This is a genomic window from Rhodococcus sp. AW25M09, from assembly GCF_000333955.1.
Lineage (GTDB): Bacteria > Actinomycetota > Actinomycetes > Mycobacteriales > Mycobacteriaceae > Rhodococcoides.
The window spans coordinates 22,382-37,819 of the sequence record NZ_CAPS01000047.1 but is presented as its reverse complement, the minus strand read 5'-3'; the positions used below and the strand labels follow the sequence as shown (position 1 = coordinate 37,819).

The following is a 15,438-nucleotide window of genomic DNA, read 5'->3' as shown; positions in this document are numbered from 1 at the left end:
GCGGCGGGCGGCGCTCAGGGCGACGTCGCAGTGGTCACGGATTCGTTGCGACGCCGGCCCCGCAACGCACCTACGGTGTATCCCAGAACGGTTCCGCCCAGGGCCGCCTGCAACGCGAACAGGCCCGACTCGACCTCGCTCGAGGTGGGCGCGAAGATCGACTGGAACCAGGGCTGGTAGTCCGGATGATCCTCCTCGATGCGGCTGGTGGCAGCCGAATCCGTACCCACGAAGCGCTCTTCGTCTCCACTTCGGCGCGAGTCCACGAACAGCGCGACGCCGACAATCGCAACGATCGCGGCAATCAACATGATGGTGATGACGGTGCTCTTACGCATCTGCCGCTCGATTCTCGGTCGACGCAACATCGTTGGAGACCGGGGACTTCGGTGCCGGAAGCACGCCGAGTTTGATCAATTCCGGCAGCGCGACGGTGCGCAACACTCTGATCACCAGGACGCCGAGGAAGCCCTCGGCAACGGCGAGGGGAATTTGCGTGACCGCGAAAATCGACAGGAACTTCGCGACGGCACCGGCCACGCCCGTCTGTGGATCGGGAAACGCCAACGCGATCTGCACCGAGGTGGTGCAGTACGTCGACAGGTCGGCGAAGACCATCGCGAAGAACACCGAGACCTGCAGGCCGCCTCCCAGCAGCGTCGAGAGTCGGTAGGCGCCGTATCCGACCCAGGGACCGACGATGGCCATCGAGAACGCGTTCGCGCCGAGAGTGGTCAGCCCGCCGTGAGCGAGAAGTACCGCTTGGAACAGCAGCACGAGCGTGCCCAGAAACGCCATGACCGGGGGCCTGAACAGCACCGCACCGAGCCCGGTACCGGTCGGATGGGACGAACTTCCCGTCACCGACGGCAGTTTGATGGCCGACAGGACGAAGGTGAACGCTCCGGCCGCGCCGAGCAACAGCCGACTTTCCGGGTTCTCCTTGACTTGTCGTACTACTGCGCGGGCACCGTGAACGACGAACGGTGCTGCGACGCAGGTCCATACCGCCGCATGTACGGGCGGCAGAAATCCTTCTGCAATATGCACGTGTAACTCCCTGGATGACGCGTCCGATGTGAGTCGACGTGCTGGTTCGGCAATCTGACTCGCGAACTCGACACGTCGAGTTCGCTCACAGTGGCGCGACCGTCCCGGAATTTCACCGGGTTCCCCGCACCAGCACACTTCGAGGTAGATGATCGCACGAACCCGTGCGACCTGAGTACAGGGCGAGCAGTCCGAACGCGAGAATCGGCGTTCTGGTCCCCCGACGCGCCACTCCGTTCGCCCGAGACGGCGGAGCTACCAGTCGGTAGGGTGTGATTGTGACCACTCCACGTATTCCGACCGGAACCGCCAAGACTCTCGGGCCCGTCAACTGGGTCATCTGCAAGGTCATCGCCAAGGGCGCGGGGGTGCCCAATCCCCATCTGTTCACCACCCTCGGGCGTACCGGCGGCCTGTTTCGAGCGTGGCTGTTCTACAGCGGGCACCTGATGCCCGGCGGCAAGATCTCGCGCAAAGAATCGGAAATGGTGATCCTGCGTGTGGCTCACCTACGCGAATCCGCGTACGAGATGGACCACCACGTTCGGCTGGGCAAACGCGCGGGTATCGACCGCGACCTACTCGAGTCGATCAAGACCGGACCCGACGCGCCGGGCCTGTCGGCGCGATACCGCACGATTCTGACCGCCGTCGACGAACTGATCGCCACCAAGACCCTCGCCGACGCCACGTGGGCCGAGCTCGCGACGCAGTTCGACGAACGCCGACTCCTCGAGTTCATGCTGTTGGTCACCCAATACGACGGCCTCGCAACCACTCTCGGGACCCTACGCGTCGAACGCGACTACACCGAACGCTGAGGCCGAACGCCCGGGGCCAGCCGCTACTCGGTGCAGCATTACACAATGATGAGCTACTGGGTGATGCGCAGCTTCTTACCCGCTGCGGTGCCCAGTCGATTGAGCGGGGCCATGATGTCCTGGTAGCGCGGGCCGATGATGCGCGCAATCGCGTCGAACCCTCGGGCGTCCGGCCCGATGAGCACCCGAGGCTTGTTCTTCTCGACGCCGGCGAGAATCACCTGCGCCGCACGCGTGGGTGTGGTTCTGGCTATTCGCTGGAACGCCTCGGACACCTTGTCGGTATCACCCAGACTGTCCATCCCACGCGCATTCGCCACGATGTTCGTCTTGATACCGCCCGGATGCACGCACGTGACTCCGACGGGGTGACGTGCAATCTTCATTTCCTGACGCAACGCCTCGGTGAAGCCTCGTACGGCGAACTTGGCCGAGTTGTAAGCACTTTGGCCCGGGATACCCATCAGCCCGAACACACTCGAAATGTTGACCAGGTGACCTTCACCCGACTCGATCAATGCGGGCAGGAACGCTTTGGTGCCATTGGCGACTCCCCAGAAATCCACGTTCATCACCCACTCGAAGTCGTCCCAGCTCATATCGAGGACGTCTGCATTGAGTGCGACCCCAGCGTTGTTGATCACGAGGTTCACTCGGCCGAAATCGCTGACGACCGAGTCTGCGTGAAAGTACATCGCGGCGCGGTCCGAGACGTCCAGCTCGTACGAGCGGGTCTGCGCCCCGACCTTCTCGCATGACGCCACCGTGTCGGCCAGCCCACGCGGGTCCACGTCGGACAGCGCGAGCTGTGCGCCCCGGCCCGCGAGATCGATTGCCAATGCCCGTCCGATACCCGATCCGGCCCCGGTGACGACAGCGACCTTGTTTCCCAAATTCTTCATATACTCACGTTCTCTTTCGCCTGCAGCAGTTCGTATTCGGTGCAATCGGGCGTGCGGGTGCGCTGCCAGTACTGCCCGGTGAACCCCGGCCACACCGTTCGATCGACGCCCGTGCGGTGCGCAGTCATCGATTCTCTTCGGGTTCGGGGGCAACGCCGCTCATGCGCCACAGGACACCGGTGAGAGCACCGTCGAGCATCCCAACACCGGAAAGGAATTCGACGACCGGTTCGGCATCTCGCCGCCGCGCAGCGTGCCGGTTTCGCCGCCCGGACAGGTAGCCGCGCACGGGACTCACGCCGACGGCTCGGTACACCTGCGGCGATACCGTCAGCCGCAGCACTGCGTTGGCGAGCAGTGCGAGCAGCACTCGATGGTAGGCCCGCCGGACCGGTCCCGACGCAGCCAATGACCGGCGCACCTGATCGCGTGCATACCCGAACCGCGATACCGATTCTGCAGCATGAATTTTCATTGCCTGTCGCACGTGCGGCTCGATGGTCTCGTCGCCGATGACATCCTCGAACGCAGTGGACACCGTCTGTTCGACCAGCAACGTCGCCGCATTCGACGCCGCGCCGAGTGGCAGGAAGGCCAACAACTTGACCGCGGTGGCCGAGCCCGTCGGCAACCGGTACGGCGTGATTCCGCTCGCGCGAACGAGTTTGCCGAACGTCGTGACCGACCGGGCTCCCCCACCGACTTCGTGCAGTGAGTCCCGCGCTGCGGTGCTGTTCAACCCCGTCAACGCGACCTGGCGAAGATGATCGGCGGTCAACATCGCGGACAGGTACGCCGCGACGCTCCATCGACTCACCGCCTCCTGCAGCGCCAGCTCGCGCTGCCGCTCGTCACCCAACCGCGACCACACACGGCTGCCGTACACCGTGACTCGATCCGGCGACATGGCGAACAGATCGTGACGCCACGGCGCGTTCCAGTCGATGTCGACGTCCGGGTCGTACACGACCTCCTGACGGCTCACGTGATGTCGGCCGGCAGGGCCCGAGTCATGCGCCACAGCCAGCGGGTCACGACGCCGTCCAACATGCCGGCCTCGTGAAAGAACCGCACCATCGGCTCGGACACGAATTGCATGTTGGCCGAGTAGGTTTCGCTGCGCACAGCGGTCCTGATCCCACGCCATGGCCGGATACCCACGCTCCGGTAGACCCGGGGATCGATCAGCAACGGATAGGTGACATTGGCAGCTGCAGCCAGAATGACCCTGTGCAGCGCCCGGTTCACTCGATTCGTGGCCTGCATGCCGCGTACCATCTCCTCCCGCGCGTAGGTGATGTGCCGCGACTCCTCGAGAACGTGAATCTTCATCAGCTGCCGCAGGTGTGGCTGCATGTTCGGATCGTTCATCGCCTCTCGCTGACCGCGGTCGAGTACTTCCTCGATGAGCAGCGTCACCCCGTAGGTCGCCGGCCCCAGCGGCAGGAATTGACCGAGCTTGACCCAGAACAAGCTCGTTCGCGGCAACAGATACGGGCGCAGTCCGGCCTTCTCGATGAGTTTGCCGAACATGATGGAGTGCCGGGATTCCTCACCGATCTCTGCAATTGCGTACAGCGAATGGTCCGAGAGGGTGCCGCGGCCGAACACCCGCAGCAGGTTGGCACTGAGGAACGTCTCGGCGTAGATACCGAACGAGAGAATGCTGACGATCTCGTGCTTGCCGAGTTCGATGCGCTGCTCGGGGGTCAGGGTGTCCCACAGTTCGGTTCCGTAGAGCGAGATCCGATGCTCGGGCATCCAGCCCTTGCCCTCCTGCAGCGGAGCATCCCAGTCGATGTCGACCTCGGCGTCGTAGAACTTGTTCGCCGTGGAACCGAGCAGCCGCGCGGCGGTCTTCTCGCGGGCACCGACACTGCGCGCCTTGACGTTCGGCGCATCGGCCGTAGTCGTAGCGATGGGCCGTCGATCCGGGCCCACGGCCACGACCGCGGAACGTGACTCTGCCATCGAACCCCCCTGCTGTGGCGATCGGCAACCTGATCTCCGAGGTAGCCAGTACCGCCGGTAATGGGTACTGTCGAAAATTGTGATCGACCTCACGATTCATGTCAAGGGTGCACAGCCCGCATCCGGACAGGCCACATCCGGGCGCCCCGATGCGCGTTCGGAACGATGGCGTGAGCACCGAATCGCCGTGCGCGAGACATTCGTCGATGCCGCCCTACGCGCTGTCGACCGACACGGACCCGACGTCAGCATGGGCGATATCGCCAAGGAAGCCGGTGCGGCCAAACCCAAGCTCTACCGTCACTTCACCGACAAGACCGACCTCTACAGTGCCGTCGTCGAGCGCGTTCAGGCCGACGTGTGGGATCGCATCATGGAGCGCATCAACCTGATCGAGGATTCGGTGACCGAGCTGGTCGGACTCGGCGTCACCGAGTTCGCCCATGTCGTCGACGAACACCCCGACCTCTTTCGATTCCTCGTGCACAGCCACTTCACCGCGCGACCGACCCCGGCTGCACCCCGCAGCGGCGAACTGGGACAGGAGTGGAGCCCGCGGAACGACCAGAGACAGGAGTGGAGCCCGCGGAACGACCAGAGACAGGAGTGGAGCCCGCGGAACGACCAGAGACAGGAGTGGAGCCCGCGGAACGACCAGGCACAGGAGTGGAGCCCGCGGAACGACCAGAGACAGGAGTGGAGCCCGCGGAACGACCCAGGTCTGGACACCGCCCGCGCCACCGCTCGTCGTCTTGCTGCTGTGCTCACCGACGCCTCCGGCGGTCAGGGTATGGAACCCGGCACTGCCGAGATGGTCTCGTACGCCTGCTTCGGGGCGGTGGCGTCGGCTACGGATTGGTGGCTGGACTACGGACGTGCCAGCGATCCGACTGGTGCTCATGCGTCGCGCATGGATATCGACGAATTCTCGCAGTACGTGACGGCCATCGTGGCCGGCGTCGTCCAGTCGGCCTGCCGACTGTCCGGGATCGCCATCGACCCGAACCTGCCGATGCATCTCGCTTTCAGCCGAACCGAAGGGCCTACCGCACCGTGACGACCGAACTCGCCGGTGAGCCCGATTTCCGGGGCCCCGCAACTCTCGAGGTCGCCGGCCGGGCGTTCGAGGTCGATGTGGACCTTCGGGGTCGTTCCCAGCCCATCGACGGTATCTTCCGTTGGTACGGCCGGGTGCGTCCACACGCCGAGCTCAGGGATCTACTGGGCGAGAGCGGAAACAAGACCGGGTTCCTCAGTACCGAAACCGGAAGTGCTGCCGTGACAGTCGGCGATATCGATTTCTGGGGTCGCTACCGCGTTCAGGGTAGGAGCGCACCACCGTATTCGCTGGAAACCGACCTGCACATCCATCATCAGGAGGAATTCGTGACCGACCCCGCACCCGCCGATGCGGCGTTGAACCGCGCCCTCGCCATGATCGAGCCGGCATCACTACGCGAGCAGGTCACCACGGACGGTGGCTACGTCGAGACGTTGCGCGATGTTCGGGCACCCAATCCGACAATGGCGAGCCGGGCGATGAACAACCGCGGTGTCGCAGCGATCTACGAGAAGATCTGGCGTCCGTTCGGGGTGTCGATGATGGGGATCGGCGGACTGTCGATGTCGGCCGAGCGTGCCAAGGCGGTGACCGACCTGCAGTTGCGCGGTTCGCAGCGGGTACTCGATGTGGCCTCCGGCCCAGGGAATTTCACGAAGTTCCTGTCCGAGCACCTCACCGGAGACGGCCTTGCCGTCGGTTTCGACATCTCCGAGGCCATGATTGCCCGAGCAGTCCGCGACAACCGCGGGGCTCGGGCCGCCTACGTGCGGGGCGATGCATCCCACCTGCCGTACGCCGGTGGAGCATTCGACGCCGTATGTTGCTACGCGGCTCTGTATCTCGTGCCAGAGCCGTTCCGGGTGGTCGATGAGCTGATCCGCGTCCTACGCCCGGGCGGGCGCATCGCGATCATGACCAGTTGTGAACTAGGTTCCGCCCCGATGCGTACCGTCGTCGGTGTCGGATCCGGCCGAATGGGAGTGCGCATGTTCCCGAAGAACCAGTTCACCGACATCTTCGACCGCGCCGGGATGACCGATATCGAACAGGAAATCCGCGGACTCGCTCAGTTCGTCAGCGCCACCAAACAGTAATCGGCCGAAGCGACTTCAGTTCTTGGGGCCGTAGTCGTCCACGATCCAACGTCCGTCGTGATCGGAGACGGTCACGGCGAGAATGTTGTCCACCGAGCCGCCGTCGGGTGACTGCACGTTGCGGGTCTGCTGCTTGGCGTACACCGAGATCTTGTACACCCCGTCGGTCTCGGAATCGACTGCAGCCGAGAGCGCTTCACCCGAGGCGACCACCTGTGACTCCGACATGATGGCGGTCAGTGCGTCCTTCACCCCGTCGTACCGATCCTGCAACGGTTGCGCCGCACCATCCTTGACACTGGAGAAGAACGCGTCCAGGTCGTTGTAGTCGTATGTGAGCGATCTGGTCGTGTAATCCTTGGCCGTGTTCAACGCGATCTGCCGCTCGGTCTCCTGCTGCCGCATAGCGTCCAGATCGCCGGCGGCGGAGTACCACAGGTAGCCGAACACCGCTGCCACCACCACGGCGACGACCGCCACGACGACCGCGGCCACCGAGTACGTCGACCGACCGGACTCATCCTGAGTGGGGGTCGTCGAGATTTCGGGGGTAGCCGGCGTCGAGCTCTCGGCCGCGGTGCCGTGTTCCTGAGTGGGCGCGGTATCGGTCATCGGGGGTCACTCCAGTGTCGTCGAGTCGGATCGAGAAATCGGTCAGTTCGGGATGGTCACGGCTACTCGCGCGGGTCCTCCCTCCGGGAAGGCCCCACCCAACATGTCGATGATCTTCCCTGCGTCGACCCGCAACGGTTCGATGGGGGCCGTGTACGGCTTCAGCAACGTGGCGATCAGCGCCAGGTCCGGGGACGTCGGGGTCAGATAGCTGTCGATCTTGGTGATGAGTGGACCGATCGGGTCGTCCCATACGTCCGAGGCCACGTACGAATACTGCTCGAATGCCTGCAGCAGACTGGACACCCCCTGGCCGGTCGCCCCCACCCACGGGCCGGCATCGGTGAGTACCGGACCGTAGCCGTAGGCCTGTCTGCCGAGCTGCTGGGCATTGTCGTAGAGATGCCGGATCTCCTCGTTCTTGTCCCGCAACGTCAGAGCGAGCAGCCTGAAGGTGTCGACGAGATTGTCGATCTCCGAGTCACGGCCCGCCACCGCGCTGTTCGCAGTCGCTGCGAGTCCCGAGAGCGCACCGGTGTCGATCTGGGCCACGAGGGAATCGACCTGCCCGAGGGTCTCGCTGACGGTAGCCGATACGACCGTCCGATCCACCGGGATCACCGACCCGTCGTGCAGGAAAGGCGCGCCTGCACGACGCGGTCGGATGTCGAGATACTGCTCCCCCGCCACCGACAGGTTGGCCACGATGACATCCGAATCGACCGGAATATCATGGCTTGCATCCAGACTCAGCGTCACGTCGAGGCCGGCGGCGGTGACGGCGATGCCCTCGACCTTGCCGATCTTCATGCCGCGCGAGGTGACCTGCGAGGTGTCCATCAGGCCACCCGAGGTCGCCAATTCCACGGTGACCGTGTTGTGGTGGCGACGCGGGTCCATACCCAGAACACCGATGCTCATGTAGCCGACGCCGGCAACGGTCAGGATCAACAGGGCGACGAGCGAGAACACCGTGGAGAATTTCATCGCACTATTCCGATCGATCGCAGGACGCCGATCATCTCGTCCGCCCTGGCCCCTGCGTCCGGTGCACCTTCGGCCACAACAGAGTCGACAGCGATGTTCGGCGTCGACGAGAAGAACGGCACCAGACGTTCTCGCAGTAGAGCATTCACCTTCTCGGCGTTCATCGGCACGGTGGTGTCGGCCGAAGAGATGGTCATGATCGCGGGCAGGATTACGGCGATCGCACCGCTGAGTTCCTGATAGGGCGGAGCGAGTACGTCACCGACATGCTGCGTCGCGTAGCCGAGGGCGAAGATCAAGTTGACCACGCTGAAGAGCACCTCGGAAAGTCCCTGCGCCCGCGATGGGCCGAGGTCCAGGACCCGCGTCAGTCCCGCCTCCTGCTGTACCAGCGTGTTCGACACTCCCTCTGCTGCAGCGAGAATACGGTCGATGTCGCCGGTGTTCGCTCCGAGATCGGTAATGGCCGCACGGGCTGCAGTGTTCACCCGATCGAATATCTGTGGATCCTGCGGTACCGCAGCGTTGAAGTTGTTCACCGCCTCCTGCAGTTGGACCACGTGCCCGCCGGTCACCACATTCGACAACCCGCGCAGTACATCCTCGACGTTGTCCGCCGGTACGGTGCGTTCGAGGGGAATGACATCGCCGTCCACCAATTCACCGTTGCCGGAATCATTCTCGGGAGGCTGGAGCGAGATGTAGATCTCGCCCAGAATCGTGCTCTGCCGAAGTTCGGCGATCGTCATCTCGGGAAGCCGGACTTCGGCCGCCAGATCGACTGTCGCAACTGCCTTGTCGTCTTCGAGGGTGACGTAGTCCAGAACCCCGGCATCGACGCCGTCGACGACGACCTTGGCTTTGGCCGGCAGATTCAGCACGCTGGCGAACTCGATGTCCACGGTGTACTTGTCTCCGTCGACATAGCTGCCGGGGATGGGCAGATCGGCCGGATTCACGCTGCACCCGGCGATCACCGTCCCGATCACCAGAATCGTTGCGGTCCGGTGTCGCGTGCGCATCATCGCCATCCCGCCGATCCGAGAATCAACTGCACCAGTCCGACGTCGATGACATCGCCGCGCTGCTGGTCGGCCGAACAGGTGGGTCGGTACGTGTTGATCAACGCGCAGATCTCGTTCGGAGAGTTGGTGTCGATCTCGAATCGCGGCGGGTGATAGGTCAATCGGCCTGCCCGTAGATCCTCGTCGTAGAGCGTCACCAGAGAATCGCTCACGGTGGGGACCTGCTCGAGAATGTCCTTGATGTCACCGATTCGGCCCAGCCCCACGTCCACGATGGGTATCAATTGGTCGAGGAATCCATAGATCTTGTCGCCGTACTTGTCGAGTTGTCTTGCCAGGACGGGAATCAGCTCCACCGACAACCCCACTGCGCCGCTGAATTCCGTGGTGAACTCGGAGAGCGTGACCATGCCCGCCTTCAAGTTGTCGAGCAGTGTGGCGACGTCGGGCCAGTTCACCGCGAACACGTCGACGAGCTTGTCGATGTTGTCGATCAGGCGGCGCACGGTGGCGTCCCGATCGGTGGGTTCTCCCACCAGCACCGACAGCTGCTGAAGGGCCGAATTCAACTGTGGTCCGGATCCGTCCAGAGCGCCGTCGAGCGATCGAAGAGTGTTGCCGAGAATCTCCGGTCGATTGCCGTCGGCATCGGCCGGACCGAGCAGATCCGTGGCCAGCTTCGAGACCGCATCGAAAGTCTCACTCACACCGAGAGGGGTGCGGGTGCGCGCCAACGGGATGCACTCGGTTCGGTCGAGTTCGGGCCCACCGGTGTACGGCTCGGTGAACTCCACGCGCCGGTCGGTGACGATGGAACTGGACAACGTCACCGCACCCACATAAGCCGGTAGTGCGAGGTTCTCGTCGACCTCCATGGTCACCAGCACGCCGTCGGGAACGCTCTCGTCGGCGGCGATGGACGTCACGGTTCCCACATCGACGCCGAGCATCGAGACCGAGTTTCCCTCGTACAGACCGACCGTATCGGTGAATTCCGCACAGACGCTCGATGTTCGGCTCGCGACATCGATGACACCGCTCGCCGACGCAACCGTCGTCGTCAGTGCGATCACTGCGACGAACGACGCCCCGACGAGCACCGGTCGTCTCCACTGCGGAGCCATCAGCAGGCCTTCCCTGGAAGTGGAATACACACGCCCGCACCGGTGATGACGCTCTGTGACTGGTCGACGACCGGCCCGTCGGCTCCGCCGTGTGCCACCAACGCACCGATTTGATCGGATGCTGTCTTGACCTGGGTCAGCGCCGTATCGAAGTCACCGAACTGCGCGAAGACCTTCTGCACTATCTCCTCGAGTTGCACCACGGAAGGTTCCACTCCCTCCTCGTACGCCACCAAGGGTCGGTGCAGGAGCTCGAACAAGCGCTTCAGGAGATCGAATGCGCTGACGACATCGGTGCGCTTGTCACCGAACCCCTTCGTCAATGTCCCCAGCTGACGCACCAACTCGTCGAGCATCAGCTGGTCGGACGACAGAGCGGCGGTGTACTCGTCGGACACCGCCAAACCTCTCTCGAGTTGATCGGAGCGCTGAGCGATCACATCGGTGAGCTGGGTGAGATTGTCGACCACCCGGCGAGTCGACTCCGGCTGGACGGTCAACGCCTCGTCCACCTCCGCGATGGTCGCGCGCAGCGTCGAGCCGTCGATGTCGCGGACCAACGGTGTCACTTGCTCGAGCGTCTTGGAGAGGTCGAACGGGGTCTTGGTTCGCTCCGTCGGAACGGGGGTATCTCCGAGCGGCTCGTCGCCGGTGGACTCGAGTTTGACGTAGTGCCCACCGATCGGAGTCAGCAATTGCACCGAGAGACTGGAGGTATCGCCGACGAAGACGTCGCGGTCCACACCGAACGTGATGTCGACGTGGTCACCGGCAAGTGCCACGGTGTGTACGGTGCCGACGGCGATCCCGGCAATTCTGATCTCGTCGCCGGCCGCGAGGCCACCGGACGAGCCGAAATGCGCAAGGTAGGTCTTCTCGCCGAACGGCACGGCGTACACCACGCCTGCTCCCAGCAGCAGGACCGCGGCTACGAGCGTACCGAGGACACCCCAGATCAGATGTTTGCGGTTCTCGGACTGCTCGTCGCGAACACCCTTGCGGACGCTCCGACGCGGAGATCTCTGCGGCCCGTTCATCGGCACACCACCAAGTTCTGATTGCCGAGAACGATACGACCGATTCCCGGAATATCCTGCTGCCCTTGACTACACGAGTAGGTCTGCCCCGGCTCCGGGATGCTCTGGTTCAATCCGGTCAACAACGACGGGGCCAATGCCAGCAGCTCCGTCACCTGATCGGTCTGCGGAATCAGCCGTCGAAGCATCCCGTCCACCGGTGCGTACCCGCCGTCGTAGGCGTCGCGCAGTTGCTCGCCCAATCCGACCAGTGGGCCGAAGCCGTAGTTGGTTCGGTCGAGGGACGACAGAACGTGGTCCATCTCGGTACTCAATCGCGAGACCAGCGAGGTCAACTGTTCGACGAGGCTGGCCACCGACGCCGACTTTCCGCCGATGGTCGACGAGATCCGCCCCAGGTTGTCGATCAACAGGGCGATGATCGCCTCGCGCTGGGTGGCGAACGTGGTGATCGTGTCGATATCTTTCAACACCGGCGCTATTCCACTGCCATCGCCCTGCACCATATGAAGGATATTGTCCGCGAACAGGTTCAGCTGATCGGTATCCAAGGTGTCGAAGATCGGCTTGAATCCGTTGAACAGCTCGGTGATGTCGAACGAGGGCACCGTGTTCTCGAGCGCGATGGTGGAACCGGCAGGAAGCACCAGCCCGGAATCGGAACCCGATTGCACCAGTTCCACGTACCGCTGGCCGAGCAGGTTCTGGTATCGAACGGCTGCCTGCGTGCTCTCGTACACCGACCGAGAGGACTCGACCTCCATCGAGACCGTTGCCAGTGAGCCGTCCAGCTCTATCGATTCGACCTTGCCGACTTGCACACCGGACATGCGGACGTCGTCGCCCTCGTACAGTCCAGAGACATCGTCGAAAGTAGCTGTGTATTCCGACTTCTGACCGCCCACCGGCGTTCTCAACGCTGCGACGATCACGTATGAGCACAGCACGATCACTACCGTGAACGCCACCAGCTTGACGACGGTTCCGCTCACTTTGATCACCGGTCCCCCTGGCTTTCGTATGCGGACACTGCACTTGCCATGTTCGGCATCGTGCGCACGATGACGTCGAGCTGCAGCTGCGGCGCGCCGTCGACCATCGGGAACGCATCGGAAACCCCGTCGATGACCGTCGGGACCCAGTCGTATGCCGGAGCAAGCGTGCCGAGCGAGGCGGTGATCGGTACCAACAGGTCGAGCGTCGTCGAGAGCAGCTTCGTCAGGTTCGGGTTGTTCGTCTCGAGCATCTTGCCCAACCGATACAGCAATTCGTTGCTCAGTCCGTCGATCGCGTCGAGAGTGCGTGTCCTGTTGTCCATCGGCTCGTAATAGGCACTGTTGTCCACCACTCCCACCACGAGATCCAGCAGCGGCGGTATCAGATCGTCGATGCCCTGTCCCAGTTCGCCGCCGCGATGCAACTTCAGTGACAGCGGATCGATCTGATTCTCGGTGAGCATGCGGGCGGTGTCGAAGTAGGGCTTCAGGCTTTCCGACACATCCGAGGAGATCCGAGCCAGCAGATCCCTCAGGTGTTGCACCTGGTTCGTATCGAGCACCTTGGTCAATGCCGCGACCCGTCGAAATACACTGGTGACGGTGACATTGGCACTGTCGGGTGCAATGGTGAGCGTCGAGTTCTCCGGAAGGGCTCCGCCCGTGCCGTCGGAGATCAGCTCGATGGCCGTCGAACCGAAGACGTTCGACGAGGTGAACTGCGCCTGCAGCGTATCGGTCAGCTCTGCCGATTGTGCTCCGTCGATGGACAATTCGATTCGCTGTCGGCCGAATCCCAGTGTGTCGATCTGATCGACGGTACCGATCGCGAGTCCCCTGAACTTGACCTCGGCTCCGGGTGCCAGGCCGTCTCCGACGGTCGCCGCATCGATGGTCAACGCGTACGTCGACTCGAAATATCCCTTGGCGTACGCGGTGAGCAGCACCGCCACCACGGCGACGATCGCGACGACGACCAGCCCACGCGTTCTGAGCGTGGCGGGCCCGGCAGACCGGCCCGACAGATCCTCGAAAACTGCCATGATTATCCCGAAATCCTTATCCCCGAATCGAATCCCCACAGCACGATCGTCAAGATCATGTCCAGGACGACGACGGCAATCAAACTCGCTCGAATGGCCCGACCCGACGCGCGCCCCACGCCCTCCGGTCCACCGGATGCGTAATAGCCCTGATAGCCGTGGATCAAGATGATGGTGATGACGAATATCGTCGCCTTCAGCAACGACCAGACGACGTCCATCGGCTGCAGAAATGCCGTGAAGTAATGATCGTAGGTGCCCGAGGACTGCCCGTTGAACACGCTGACAACTACCTGGCACGCAACGTAACTGAGGATCAACGTCAGCAGGTAGAGCGGAACGATGGTGATGATGCCCGCAATCACTCGCGTGGTGACGACGAACGGAATCGAACGAATACCCTGCGCCTCGAGCGCATCGATTTCCTCCGAGATTCGCATCGCACCGATCTCTGCGGTCATCCGGCAGCCGGCCTGCGCGGCGAATCCGATGGCCGCGACCATCGGGGCCAGCTCACGGGTGCTGGCGTAGGCGGAGACGAAACCGGTGAGCGGTTCCATACCCACCATTCCGAGCGTGTTGAACCCTTCGATCCCGATGGATGCACCCACCGCGATACCGAGCACGACGAGAACCGAGGCGGTGCCGCCGCCGACCACGATTGCCCCACTGCCCCAGGTGATATCGCTGAGGATCAGCATCATCTGTCGACGGTAGGTGCGCACGGTGTGCGGAATGGCAGTGAGCACCTGCAGGCAGAAGGTCAGTTGATGACCGAGCGCCTGCAGCATCGAGCCGGGGACACGTCCCAATCGCCGGACGTACCGGCCGACGAGGACGGTGCCGTGCGGCGAATAGCGAGATGGTGTTGCCATCGACTCGGTTCCTCTATCCCAGCTTCTGAGGCATGAACATGGCTACCAACTGAGTGATGACCACATTGACCGTGAAGGCCGAGATCACTCCGACGACGACAGCAGCATTGACGGCATTGGCGACACCACGAGGTCCGTCCACGGCGGCGAAACCGCGTTGGCAGGCGACGATGACGACGATGACACCGAAGATCTCGGTCTTGATCAAGGCGACCACCAGATCACCGACCGACGCGAAGGACGCGAACGAGGAGATGTAGCTACCCGGTGTGCCGCCCTGAAATCCGACGTTGATCATGTACCCGGCGGCGATACCCATGAAGATGATCAGAATGCACAACATCGGTGCGACGAACAGAATCGCCGCGAGTCGGGGGACGACAAGGCGTCGTACCGGGTCGATTCCCATGGTTTTCAGAGCATCGATCTCGTCGCGGATCGTGCGCGATCCCAGGTCCGCTGCGATGGCCGAACCGGCGGCCCCACCGAGAAGCAACGCGGCGACGATCGGCGCGCCCTGCCGGATCACACCGAGACCGCCTGCGGCACCGGCGATCGACGTAGCACCGATCTGGTCGGTGAGCGAACCCACCTGCACCGAGACGATGACCCCGAACGGAATGGAGACGAGGATGGCGGGAACCGCGGTGACGGTGATCACGAACCACGCCTGATCGACAGAATCACGCCACGGATGACGCAATCGAACGATGTCGCCGATCAGGTGAACGAAGGCATCGAGGGCCAGCTCCAGCGCGCGGCCGAAAGTACGAAATCCGGTGAACACACGCGAGCGACCGAAGTCGACCGAATTCGACCGGATTGCCAACTGAGCTCAC

18 protein-coding genes and 1 riboswitch are annotated in these 15,438 nt (G+C 63.2%); of the genes, 3 read left to right on the top strand and 15 right to left on the bottom strand.

All coding sequences use genetic code 11. The annotated features are described in order from the left end of the window. Window positions 1-14 precede the first annotated feature (14 nt). Together RHODMAR_RS08720 and RHODMAR_RS08715 are read right to left on the bottom strand one after the other, a co-directional pair. Window positions 15-338: an energy-coupling factor ABC transporter substrate-binding protein gene (locus RHODMAR_RS08720; RefSeq protein ID WP_008713537.1), complete on the bottom strand. Its 324-nt coding sequence runs from the start codon at window positions 336-338 to the stop codon at window positions 15-17. Then, window positions 331-1,050: an energy-coupling factor ABC transporter permease gene (locus tag RHODMAR_RS08715; protein WP_008713536.1), complete on the bottom strand. Its 720-nt coding sequence runs from the start codon at window positions 1,048-1,050 to the stop codon at window positions 331-333. The genes RHODMAR_RS08720 and RHODMAR_RS08715 overlap by 8 nt, the downstream gene beginning before the upstream one ends. A 26-nt stretch (window positions 1,051-1,076) precedes the next feature. Then, window positions 1,077-1,199, bottom strand: a riboswitch (cobalamin riboswitch). Between the two features lie 123 nt (window positions 1,200-1,322). On the opposite strand from RHODMAR_RS08715, the gene RHODMAR_RS08710 reads away from it, so the two are divergent. After that, window positions 1,323-1,871: a carboxymuconolactone decarboxylase family protein gene (locus RHODMAR_RS08710; RefSeq protein WP_008713535.1), complete on the top strand. Its 549-nt coding sequence runs from the start codon at window positions 1,323-1,325 to the stop codon at window positions 1,869-1,871. A 53-nt stretch (window positions 1,872-1,924) separates the two neighbouring features. Here RHODMAR_RS08710 and RHODMAR_RS08705 read toward each other — a convergent pair whose 3' ends face one another. Genes RHODMAR_RS08705 through RHODMAR_RS08695 form a run of 4 tightly spaced genes read right to left on the bottom strand, consistent with a single transcriptional unit; the run spans window position 1,925 to window position 4,744 of the window. Continuing rightward, window positions 1,925-2,773 (bottom strand): SDR family NAD(P)-dependent oxidoreductase, encoded by an 849-nt coding sequence (locus tag RHODMAR_RS08705; RefSeq protein WP_008713534.1) that lies wholly within the window; start codon window positions 2,771-2,773, stop codon window positions 1,925-1,927. Further along, on the bottom strand, window positions 2,770-2,901 hold the full coding sequence (locus tag RHODMAR_RS29390) for a hypothetical protein (protein ID WP_269744623.1): 132 nt from the start codon (window positions 2,899-2,901) through the stop codon (window positions 2,770-2,772). Before RHODMAR_RS29390 ends, RHODMAR_RS08705 begins: the two co-directional genes overlap by 4 nt. Beyond that, window positions 2,898-3,758, bottom strand: a complete 861-nt coding sequence (locus RHODMAR_RS08700; RefSeq protein ID WP_042938481.1) for a diiron oxygenase — start codon at window positions 3,756-3,758, stop codon at window positions 2,898-2,900. Before RHODMAR_RS08700 ends, RHODMAR_RS29390 begins: the two co-directional genes overlap by 4 nt. Continuing rightward, a complete protein-coding gene (locus tag RHODMAR_RS08695) occupies window positions 3,755-4,744 on the bottom strand; it encodes an AurF N-oxygenase family protein (RefSeq protein WP_008713532.1) in 990 nt (329 codons plus the stop codon). Before RHODMAR_RS08695 ends, RHODMAR_RS08700 begins: the two co-directional genes overlap by 4 nt. A gap of 79 nt (window positions 4,745-4,823) precedes the next feature. Here RHODMAR_RS08695 and RHODMAR_RS28980 point away from each other — a divergent pair, with 79 nt between their 5' ends. Then, window positions 4,824-5,801 (top strand): TetR/AcrR family transcriptional regulator, encoded by a 978-nt coding sequence (locus RHODMAR_RS28980; protein ID WP_008713531.1) that lies wholly within the window; start codon window positions 4,824-4,826, stop codon window positions 5,799-5,801. After that, complete coding sequence (locus RHODMAR_RS28975) at window positions 5,798-6,901, top strand: DUF4873 domain-containing protein (protein WP_008713530.1); 1,104 nt, start codon at window positions 5,798-5,800, stop codon at window positions 6,899-6,901. The genes RHODMAR_RS28980 and RHODMAR_RS28975 overlap by 4 nt, the downstream gene beginning before the upstream one ends. Window positions 6,902-6,916: 15 nt before the next feature. Here the strand turns inward: RHODMAR_RS28975 and RHODMAR_RS08680 are convergent, their stop codons facing one another. From RHODMAR_RS08680 to RHODMAR_RS08640, 9 genes are read right to left on the bottom strand one after another with little or no spacing between them, the layout of a single operon-like run. After that, window positions 6,917-7,513, bottom strand: a complete 597-nt coding sequence (locus RHODMAR_RS08680; protein ID WP_008713529.1) for a hypothetical protein — start codon at window positions 7,511-7,513, stop codon at window positions 6,917-6,919. Between the two features lie 42 nt (window positions 7,514-7,555). Beyond that, on the bottom strand, window positions 7,556-8,500 hold the full coding sequence (locus RHODMAR_RS08675) for an MlaD family protein (RefSeq protein ID WP_008713528.1): 945 nt from the start codon (window positions 8,498-8,500) through the stop codon (window positions 7,556-7,558). Beyond that, on the bottom strand, window positions 8,497-9,525 hold the full coding sequence (locus RHODMAR_RS08670; protein ID WP_157226034.1) for an MlaD family protein: 1,029 nt from the start codon (window positions 9,523-9,525) through the stop codon (window positions 8,497-8,499). Before RHODMAR_RS08670 ends, RHODMAR_RS08675 begins: the two co-directional genes overlap by 4 nt. Then, a complete protein-coding gene (locus RHODMAR_RS08665; RefSeq protein WP_081605942.1) occupies window positions 9,522-10,679 on the bottom strand; it encodes an MCE family protein in 1,158 nt (385 codons plus the stop codon). The genes RHODMAR_RS08670 and RHODMAR_RS08665 overlap by 4 nt, the downstream gene beginning before the upstream one ends. Continuing rightward, window positions 10,649-11,686, bottom strand: a complete 1,038-nt coding sequence (locus RHODMAR_RS08660; protein WP_008713525.1) for an MlaD family protein — start codon at window positions 11,684-11,686, stop codon at window positions 10,649-10,651. The genes RHODMAR_RS08665 and RHODMAR_RS08660 overlap by 31 nt, the downstream gene beginning before the upstream one ends. Then, entirely contained in the window at window positions 11,683-12,687 is a 1,005-nt protein-coding gene (locus tag RHODMAR_RS08655; RefSeq protein WP_008713524.1) for an MCE family protein, read from the bottom strand. Before RHODMAR_RS08655 ends, RHODMAR_RS08660 begins: the two co-directional genes overlap by 4 nt. Next, window positions 12,684-13,724 (bottom strand): MlaD family protein, encoded by a 1,041-nt coding sequence (locus tag RHODMAR_RS08650; RefSeq protein WP_008713523.1) that lies wholly within the window; start codon window positions 13,722-13,724, stop codon window positions 12,684-12,686. The genes RHODMAR_RS08655 and RHODMAR_RS08650 overlap by 4 nt, the downstream gene beginning before the upstream one ends. 2 nt (window positions 13,725-13,726) lie before the next feature. Then, window positions 13,727-14,599 (bottom strand): MlaE family ABC transporter permease, encoded by an 873-nt coding sequence (locus tag RHODMAR_RS08645; protein ID WP_008713521.1) that lies wholly within the window; start codon window positions 14,597-14,599, stop codon window positions 13,727-13,729. 13 nt (window positions 14,600-14,612) lie between these two features. Further along, complete coding sequence (locus RHODMAR_RS08640; RefSeq protein WP_442970041.1) at window positions 14,613-15,386, bottom strand: MlaE family ABC transporter permease; 774 nt, start codon at window positions 15,384-15,386, stop codon at window positions 14,613-14,615. Between the last annotated feature and the right edge of the window lie 52 nt (window positions 15,387-15,438).